Annotated in this window: 1 protein-coding gene; it reads left to right on the top strand. The window is 38.7% G+C overall.

The window, feature by feature from the left end; translation table 11 throughout:
* On the top strand, positions 1–1712 hold a 1712-nt coding region (locus HX793_RS32180), incomplete at both ends, for a DDE-type integrase/transposase/recombinase (protein WP_178905608.1).

Here is a 1712-nt window from a genome sequence, read left to right as displayed (position 1 = left end):
GAATACCCCACCAACTCCAAGGGTAAAGGGAAGGCAAAGGTTGTCAAAGGAAAGGGCAAGAAAGTTGTCCAACCATCCCGTCCGCCCAAGAAGAAGGCAAAGGTTGCCAAAGAAGACGCATGCTTTGAATGTGGCAAAGCTGGGCATTGGAAGAGAAATTGCCCTACGTATCTTGCGGAGTTGAAGAAGAAGAAGGCCGGTGAAGGCACTTCAGGTATCTATGTGATAGACCTAGAACTTTATAATTTATCTCCTAACACATGGGTATTTGATACTGGTTGTGGAACTCACATATGTAATATGTTGCAGGGGTTCAAAAGGAGTAGGCGACTGAAGGCAAATGAGGTAGTACTTCGGGTTGGAAACAATGCAAGGGTTGCGGTGGATTCAATTGGAAGTTTTAATTTATTACTACCTAATGGCTTGTGTGTGACATTGTTGAATGTTTATTATGTTCCTAGCTTGACTAGGAATATTATTTCGGTTGCTAAATTAAGACAATGTGGATTTGATCTTTCCTTTAATAATGATGATATTTGTGTTTACAAAAATAATGTATTCTATTTTGAGGCTAGGCCTTTAAATGGAATTTATGAAGTAAACCTTGATGAAAAGACTAACCATGGCTCTTTATACCACACTTTCACCAAGAAACCCAAATTTGATTTGAGTCAAACCTATCTATGGCATTGTCGCCTTGGGCATATAAACAAGAATCGCATATCCCAACTTCAAAAGAGTGGACTTTTGAAGGCAAATGAGAATGACTCATTTGATATATGTGAATCTTGTTTACATGGCAAGATGACTAAAGCTCCTTTCTCCGGAACCAATGAGAGAGCAAAGGACTTGTTAGGAATCATACATACGGATGTATGTGGTCCTTTCAAGCCAATGACTAGATATGGTGAAAGATATTTCATCACCTTCACTGACGACTTTAGTCGTTTTGGATATGTTTATTTGATTAAACATAAACATGAGGCGTTTGAAATGTTCAAAACGTTTCAAAGTGAAGTGGAAAATCAACTCAACAAAACAATTAAAGTTCTTCGTTCTGATAGAGGAGGTGAGTACTTAAGTACAAACTTTATGGATCATTGTAAGACTTGTGGAATTGTTTCACAACTTACTCCACCTGGAACACCACAACATAATGGTGTGTCTGAGAGGCGGAACCGAACACTATTGGATATGGTTCGATCCATGATGAGTAGAAGTACTCTACCTTTATCATTTTGGGGTTATGCTTTACAAACAGCTGCTCGTCTCCTAAACATGGCACCTACTAAGAAGGTAGATAAAACGCCTTATGAGATATGGCATGGAAGGGTTCCATCTTTATCCTATCTCAAGGTATGGGGTTGTGAAGCTTATGTTAGACAAGAAGCTTCAAACAAATTAGAACCCCGTTCAACTAAATGTATCTTTGTAGGGTATCCGAAAGATTGTCTTGGATACTATTTCTACAATCCCATCGAGAATAAGATATTTATTTCTCGAAAAGCTGAATTCCTAGAAAACAAGTTTCTGACGGAAGAGGCTAGTGGGAGGTTTGTGGAACTTGAGGAACTTCAGGAACCACAACCTGATACACAAGAAGTTGAATCTAGCATTCAACAAGAAATTGTTGAACCTGAACAAACAGTTGATCAGGAACAAATTGTAACACAAGGTGTTCGCAAATCTGGTAGGGTTCGAATTGAATCAGA

Source organism: Pseudomonas reactans (assembly GCF_013387025.1).
Lineage (GTDB): Bacteria > Pseudomonadota > Gammaproteobacteria > Pseudomonadales > Pseudomonadaceae > Aquipseudomonas > Aquipseudomonas reactans.
The sequence above is the reverse complement of the archived record's forward strand: the minus strand, read 5'-3'. Positions and strand labels throughout refer to the sequence as shown.